Genomic DNA, 7,084 nt, shown 5'->3' on the forward strand with positions numbered 1-7,084 from the left:
GCCCGACCTACCCGACTCAAAGCCTCCCCCGTACAATCTCCCCAATCTCCGCATCCGTCAGCACCACCGGATTGGTCAACATGCTGTTGCCGCGAGCGTTGGCGACGATCTTGTCCACCTGCGCCGCCTCGACCCCGAACCGCCCCAGCCCCGCCAGATTCAAGCGCTCGGTCCAGCCCCGCAGCAATTCCACCAGCGCCTCGTGGGCCTCCCCATCACCATCGAAACCCTTGCCGGTCAGCAACCTTGCCACCGCCGCGTATTTGCGCAACGCCACGTTGCCCGGCGCCCGCTCTTTCAACGCACGGAGATTGACGGCGGTGGCCTCGGCCAGCAGCGTGCCGCAGGCGATGCCGTGGGGAATCGGGAAGAACGCCCCCAATGGTGAGGCCAGCCCATGCACCGAACCCAGCCCCGCCTGCGCCAATGTGATCCCGGACATGAGCGAGGCATAGGCCATGGCGCTCCGCCCGGCCTGGGCGATGGCGTCGTCGCCGCCTCCATGCGCCGGGAAGAAGCCGTCCCGGAAGGCCGTCATGCCGCTCCACGCCAAGGCGTCGGTCATCGGGTTGGCGCGGCTGGACACATACGATTCCAGCAGTTGAGTGAAGGCGTCCATGCCGTCGGCGGCGATGAGTTCCGGCGGGCAGGTGGACAGCAGGTCAGGATCGACCAGGGCGTATTCCGGCACCAGCGCGTCGTGGCGGAAGGATTTTTTGTAGCCGTTCTCGCCCCGGACGCTCAGCACCGCGTTCTTGGTCGCCTCGCTGCCGGTGCCCGCCGTGGTGGGGACGGCGATGAAGGGCGTGGCGGGACCGTGATAAGGCAGGTTGCGGCCCACCCCTTCCAGATGATCCAGCACCGAATTACCGTGGGGCAGCAAACCGGCGATGGCCTTGCCCGCGTCCAGCACACTGCCGCCGCCGATGGCGATCACCACCTCGATGCCCCGGCCACGGAAGGCGCGCACCGCGTTGTCCACCAAGGCCGGGGTCGGTTCCTCGGCGACGGACAGATGCCCGAAGTGCATGCCCTGTTCGTGGAGTTCGTGGCCCAGCCAATTCCAACGGGGTGACGCGAGGAAGGAATGGGCGCCTGTGACGATCAGCGCTTTTTTGCCGTAGCTCCGGGCCAAGTCCGGCAGTTCCGCGAGCCGCCCCGCGCCAAACAGGATGCGGGGCAAGCGGGCGCAGGCGAAGGCAGGAATCGCTGTCATGCCGCCTCCTCCGCCTTGCGGGCTTTGCGCTTGTGCAGGTGGACATAAATCGCCACCAGAATCACGCTGAACACCACCACACCGGCCACCGCCTCGCGTGAATATTGCACGATGAGTTCCTGATTCTGGCCGATGAAATAGCCGATCCAACTCAAGATCGTCACCCAGATGCCCGCGCCCACCAGGGTGTAGAGGGTGAAGCGCAGGTGGTTCATGCGGGCGATGCCGGCGGGGATGGAAATCAGGTGGCGAATCACCGGCAGCAAGCGGCCAATGAAGGTGGAGATTTCGCCATGGCGCAGGAAGAAGCTTTCCACCCGGTCGAAATGCTCCTCGGTGATCCAGACATAGCGCCCGTACTTGATGACCAAGGGCCGACCCAGCCAGCGAGCCACGAAGTAATTGGCATAGGCGCCGAACAGGCTGCCGAAGGTGCCGCTGAGAATCACCAAAGCCATGTTCATTTTACCCTGCTGGACCAGATAGCCCGCCGGGGGCATGACCACTTCACTGGGGATGGGGAAGACGGAGCTTTCCATCGCCATCAAGATGAAGATGCCGGTGTAGCCCATGGCGCCGATTGTGTTCACCAGCCAGTTGATGAGTTCGTGCATTGCGTTCCCTGTATTTGGATGAGTGCGAAGAGATTGTATTCCCCGGTATTTATCGGCGGGGCCGGATCGGCTCGTCTACCAAATGCGGCGGATTCCGTAGCTATCGAATAGGACTTCATGACTGATGGTAGGCCGCCAATTCATCTTCCGGTAGAGGCTCGAAAAACGCCTCCCCCACACCGCCTGGCCCCGCATCGCACCGAATCTCCGCCCCTGGCCGGGATTGCCCAAGGGGACCGGTTTCACCAAGGGTTGTTCACCCCGCGCAATGATGGCTTCTTCTCCGGTGCAAGCTTGGTCGATGAGGCTGGAAAGATGGGTTTTGGCGTTATGAACGGTATAAGTGTTCACGGATATTCCTTAACCAAGAGACATAATCAAGCAGTATAACGAGGTGGAAGACTGGCCGTATAGCGGGAACGATCCATCGAATTAGGCTTTGAAAGGGTTGTCGAACCTCACCCCAGAGCCTACTATGTCCGCCATTTTGGCGCACATTTCAAGGGTTGAAGTTATGTCCATCAAGCGCGAACGATTACACCTGCGGCTGGATTTGGTCGGCAAGAACCTTATCGAGGAAGCGGCTACCTGCCAGCACAAAACGGCATCGGGATTCGTGTTGAACCATGCCCTGGCGGCTGCCGAAAAAGTCGTCGCCGAATATCGCCGGAGCATACGGCTGTCCGACCAGGACTGGGAACGCTTCTGCGAAACACTGGAAAACCCGCCGGATCCGAATCCCGCCCTGATCAGTGCGGCCCAGCGCTATAACGACCAGATCACTCCAAATGAGTGAGTCACACTGGGTGGTCGAAGCCCTGGCTAACCGACACCGGCGAGACGGCTTCGCCAGCGGACGGGCTGAATTAGACGACTATCTGGACCGTTATGCGGGACAGGACGAACGCCGGGATTTGACGCGGGTGTTCGTTGCCGTCGAGGCCGGACAAACTGACATCGCGGGTTATTACTCCTTGTCGGCGGGCAGCGTCGAGCGCCGCCGCTTCCCGCCCGAACGATCCCGCAAACTTCCCCACTATCCGGTCCCTATGGCTCGGCTTGGCCGCTTGGCGGTGGATATGCGGTTGCAAGGACAAGGACTGGGTTCGTTGCTGCTGCTCGATGCCCTCAAACGGTCCTTATCCGCCAGCGCCAGCTTGGGTGTTTATGGGGTGATGGTCGATGCCTTGGATGAACGGGCAGCGACCTTCTACCAACACTTCGGATTTGTCCGGCTGAGCGGCATAATCCGCTTCGAGCTGGGCATCCACCGGGAAGGCTTCAACGTCTTCGCCCTCGGGCCGACGGGATTGGGCAAAACCTCGACGGTGAAGGAAATCGTCACCCGCGAGGCGGAAGGACGCCCGGTGCCGGACGACTGGTGCTACGCTCACAACTTCGACGAGCCGTCCAAACCCAAAAGGCGCTGCGGCTGCCCGCAGGCCAGGGACGCCGTGATGTGAGCAGTAAACGTATAGCGCCCACTGAGCTTTGAAGCGTGTCGGGTATCATTACGCCAGACTCAATCCACCCAGAGTGGCTCAGCCCATGGCCGCCATCGCCTTCGACACACTGAAACACCAAACGCCTGCGGGAAGCCGGTGTGCCGGAAAAACAGGCCGAAGCCCTGTCCGAAGTTCTGGAAGTCAACTGGAAGGAGTTGGCAACTAAGGAAGATTTGGCGCGAATGGAAGAGCGCATGAACAACAAGATCGAACTCTTGCGGGCCGAGTTGAAGCGGGAAATGTCGGATACCCGGGGTGGCTTACAGAAAGAAATCGCCGATACCAAGGCCGACCTGACCCGCTGGATACTCGCGCAGGCGTCCTGCAAACACCCTCCTGGCCGCCCTGATGATGAAGCTGGCGCACTTGCTTTGATCACGTATCCCCCATCACAAACCCCGCCCCATCACCCCATCCCAAACACCTCACCCCGCGCCACAAACGGCAAGCGCTTTCCCGCTGGCAGCAAGAACGCATGTTCGAAGGGAACCTCCAAGCTCTCCTCGCAATAGCCATCGGTGATAACCAGCACCGGACCCCGCCGGGGAAACTCCCCGCGCCGCGCCAAGTCCCGCAGCAAATCCACCCCAGGCTGCAAAATCGTCCCGCCCCGCCCCCGCACCGTGAACCGATCCAACAGCCGCTCCGGCTCCACCCAGCCACTATCGTAGGCCGCCGCGTCACAGCAAATCAGCCGCACCGCGAAAACCTCACGAGCGATGGAATAACTAGCGATGGCCCCCAGCGCCTTGCCCAACAACTGCGGGTCCATAGAGCCAGAGGTATCCAGCACCACGCCGAACACCCGGCTCTTGCGCTGCTCTTCCGGCGGCGGGCAGGTGGACGGACGCGGAATATCCGGCGTGGAACTCTGGCGGCGCGAGGGCCGAGCATAGCTGCGGCGGTATTCCGGCGGCGGGAAATGCCGGTCGAACCACTCCGCCAGCTTCACATCCCACGGGATAGGCGGCTGCGACAGGGCGCGGATGGCCTCGGCCAAACCGGCGGGAATCAAGCCCCGCCCGCTGGCCTGGCAACGCTCCAAACCCTGCGCCAGGGCGCGGCGGCAATAGCTCTCCGCGTCGGTGAAGCCGGGGCCGTGGTCCTCACCGAAGAAATCGCACTGCCCCACCCCGCGCAAGGTGGCGAGCTTGCGGGCGCGGCGGATGTCCCGCGCCAGCCGGTCGTACACTTCCTCCGCCGAACAGTTGGCGAACTCCGGGTCGTACAGCATCCCCATGACCGGCGGCACGCCCAGGCTCATTTCCTTGAGCCAGCCGTTGATGACGAAATCGCAGGCGGCGTTCCACAGGAAGGCGTCCCGCCCGCGCCGCCTTGAGGCGTGGTTCAAACCGGCGTGCAGCAATTCATGGGCGAACACGAACAGCGCCTCGTCGGGAGTCAGCTTCACCGCCGAATTCATCCAGATTCTGCGGGCGCCCACGTCGATGGCCGCCACTTGGATGTCGTAGCGGCGGCACTGCTCGGGGTTCTCCTCCAGGTCAAAGCCAGCGGCCAACGCGCCCAGCAGCGGATGATGGTCGATCAAGCGGCGCTTGGCCCGGTAGGCCGGGCTGTTCGGGTTGGGGCGGTTGGATCGGGTGTCGCCATCGGGAAACGCGGCGGTTTCGATGGCGCGGCCCACGCCCTGGGCGATGCCCTCGGCCAGCAGGCTTTTCCAATCCGGGATACGCGGTGTCCAGCGGGAGGGTTTCTCGTCGAGTCCACAGAACACCGAGCGCCCGCCGCCAAAGCCATCCCGGAACGCCGACAACCGGGGGTCGAGCTTCTCCACGCACAGGATGCGGAACAGGGTTTCCTCGCCGCCCGCCGGGATGTGCAGCGGCGGATAGTCCAGGGCTTCAGGCAAGCGGCCAATCTTCAGGTCATCGCAAAAGCGGTTCGCCACCAGCAGCGCCGCCAGTTCCCACACCGCTTGCGGCTCGCGTCCCCGCACCAGCCCGAAACCCAGGCAGGTCAGGGCCAGGGCGAGCAGCCGCGCCCATTCCTCCGGTTCGGCCCGGCGCTTGGGATGCAAATAAACGGCCCCTCTCGGCGACACGGTCAGCCAGGCGGCTTCCGCCACGTAGCTATGCCCAACATCCGGGCGGATCGACACCTGCCGGGCCAGGGGTACCAGCACCGGATGATCAAGGATCAAGGCGATGGCGGCGTCCCGCGCCTCCCGTGCCGGGTCGTTGAGGGCTCTTCGTTTACTCATGGCTTCTATCGTTCCCACGTTCTGCGTCACGGCCAATTAAGTCAGCGCTATTTATCGCGATTTCCAACCGTATTCGATATGACGGGTCGCGATGTAGGGGCGAATTAATTCGCCCCTACAGGTGTGGCACGTATCGAATCCGAATTAGCGCCGCCATAAACCCCTCCCCGGCCCTCCCCTTAATCAGGGGAGGGAGAAAAAGCCCCCCTGATAAGGGGGTTGGGGGGTTAAACTCAGCCGCAGCAACCTGTTCAAGCACCTTATCTTTATGGCAGCGCCCGATGGGAGAGGGGATAAAAAGACTCATGGCTTGGCCTTGTCGCGGGCGGCGAGGCGTGGCAGGTCGCGGGCCACTTCCACCAGGAACCAGGCCGGGAGGCGCTGGCCCTCGTCGTCGTCCGCCAGCACCGACTGGGCGATTTCCACGCTGATGCGGGCCAGTTCGCGCAGCCGGTCCTTGGCCCGCACCGCCAGTTGCTTGTGTTCGCCGCGCACCGACGCCTCGTCCTCGGGCAGTTCTTTCCGCAGAAAGCCACGGAACGATTGCGCCAGGAAATACAGCACGTCGCGGTCGGCGGGCTCGCCGGGCCATTGCGCGTCGCCCTTGAGGATGGCGTGCAGGGCGTGCTTCTGGCGGATTTGCTTGACGAAGCCCTTGAACTGCCCGGCGTGGGCCGGGGTGAGCAGGCCGAAGGCCAGGGCTTCCAGCATCAGGTCGCCGATGCCATCGTCGAAGGAATGCAGGGCGTCGGATAGCATGTGCCAACTGCGCGGGGTCGAAAACGGCTCCTCGTGCTTGGGCGGCTCGCTCCACAGGTGGTCGGGGCGCAGCCGGATGTAGTCCAGCACCCACGGATGGATGGCGCCGTCGGCGATGGCCCAATCCAGCCATTGGCGGTGGTCGGCGCGGAGGTGGATGTGGGCCAGCCGGTTGATGAGCGCCGAGGGCATGGGCTTGACGATGGCGGCGTCCTTGGCCCGGTTGCCCGCGCCGATGACGATGGTGCCCGCCGGCAGGTGGTATTCGCCCACCCGCCGGTCGAGGATCAGCGAATAGAACGCCTTCTGGATTTCGTGGCTGGAGGCGTTGAGTTCGTCCAGGAACAGCACGAAGGCTTCGGCCCGCACGATGTTGGCGGGTGGGAAGAAGCGCGAGCAATTCCCGTCGATTTGCGGGACGCCCAGCAAATCCTCCGGCGCCAACTGGCTGCCCAGCAGGGACACGCACTCCAGGCCCACGGTGTCGGCGAAGCGCCGCACCAGGGCGCTCTTGCCGATGCCCGGCGCACCCCACATGAACACGGGGCGGGTCACGGCGACATTGAGGAGGAAATCGAAGGCCTGGGCGGGGGAGAGTTGGATGGCGGGGTTCATGGCGCGTTTAAGCGGGATTGGATTGGGTGGAATGAACGCACCAGGATGATTGCGCCTTGGCGTGCAAAATTCAATTTACATGGTTAAAACCGCCAAGATCAAACTCGCCTTAGAGCATTTTCATTTTAGGTTTATGGCATTCACTTAGGCCGAC

7 protein-coding genes are annotated in these 7,084 nt (G+C 63.1%); 3 read left to right on the top strand and 4 right to left on the bottom strand.

The features are described 5' to 3' along the window. Positions 1-16 precede the first annotated feature (16 nt). Positions 17-1,216 (bottom strand): iron-containing alcohol dehydrogenase, encoded by a 1,200-nt coding sequence (locus ACXWUF_RS15675; RefSeq protein WP_458495589.1) that lies wholly within the window; start codon positions 1,214-1,216, stop codon positions 17-19. Then, positions 1,213-1,830: a DedA family protein gene (locus tag ACXWUF_RS15680; protein WP_458495590.1), complete on the bottom strand. Its 618-nt coding sequence runs from the start codon at positions 1,828-1,830 to the stop codon at positions 1,213-1,215. Before ACXWUF_RS15680 ends, ACXWUF_RS15675 begins: the two co-directional genes overlap by 4 nt. Before the next feature lie 514 nt (positions 1,831-2,344). Between ACXWUF_RS15680 and ACXWUF_RS15685 the strand changes: the two genes are divergently transcribed. The 3 genes from ACXWUF_RS15685 (at position 2,345) to ACXWUF_RS15695 (ending at position 3,847) form a co-directional block, all read left to right on the top strand. Continuing rightward, positions 2,345-2,626 carry a type II toxin-antitoxin system TacA family antitoxin gene (locus ACXWUF_RS15685; RefSeq protein WP_458503301.1) on the top strand — a complete coding sequence of 94 codons (282 nt, stop codon included), beginning with the start codon at positions 2,345-2,347 and terminating at the stop codon, positions 2,624-2,626. Beyond that, positions 2,619-3,293 (top strand): GNAT family N-acetyltransferase, encoded by a 675-nt coding sequence (locus ACXWUF_RS15690; RefSeq protein ID WP_458495592.1) that lies wholly within the window; start codon positions 2,619-2,621, stop codon positions 3,291-3,293. The genes ACXWUF_RS15685 and ACXWUF_RS15690 overlap by 8 nt, the downstream gene beginning before the upstream one ends. Before the next feature lie 140 nt (positions 3,294-3,433). Beyond that, positions 3,434-3,847: a hypothetical protein gene (locus ACXWUF_RS15695; RefSeq protein ID WP_458495593.1), complete on the top strand. Its 414-nt coding sequence runs from the start codon at positions 3,434-3,436 to the stop codon at positions 3,845-3,847. Here the strand turns inward: ACXWUF_RS15695 and ACXWUF_RS15700 are convergent. Beyond that, positions 3,742-5,556, bottom strand: coding sequence for a vWA domain-containing protein (locus ACXWUF_RS15700; RefSeq protein WP_458495594.1), 1,815 nt, complete (start codon positions 5,554-5,556; stop codon positions 3,742-3,744). The two genes, ACXWUF_RS15695 and ACXWUF_RS15700, sit on opposite strands and share 106 nt — an antisense overlap. A gap of 303 nt (positions 5,557-5,859) precedes the next feature. Then, a complete protein-coding gene (locus ACXWUF_RS15705) occupies positions 5,860-6,930 on the bottom strand; it encodes an AAA family ATPase (RefSeq protein WP_458495595.1) in 1,071 nt (356 codons plus the stop codon). Between the last annotated feature and the right edge of the window lie 154 nt (positions 6,931-7,084).

The organism is Methylomagnum sp. (assembly GCF_054333355.1).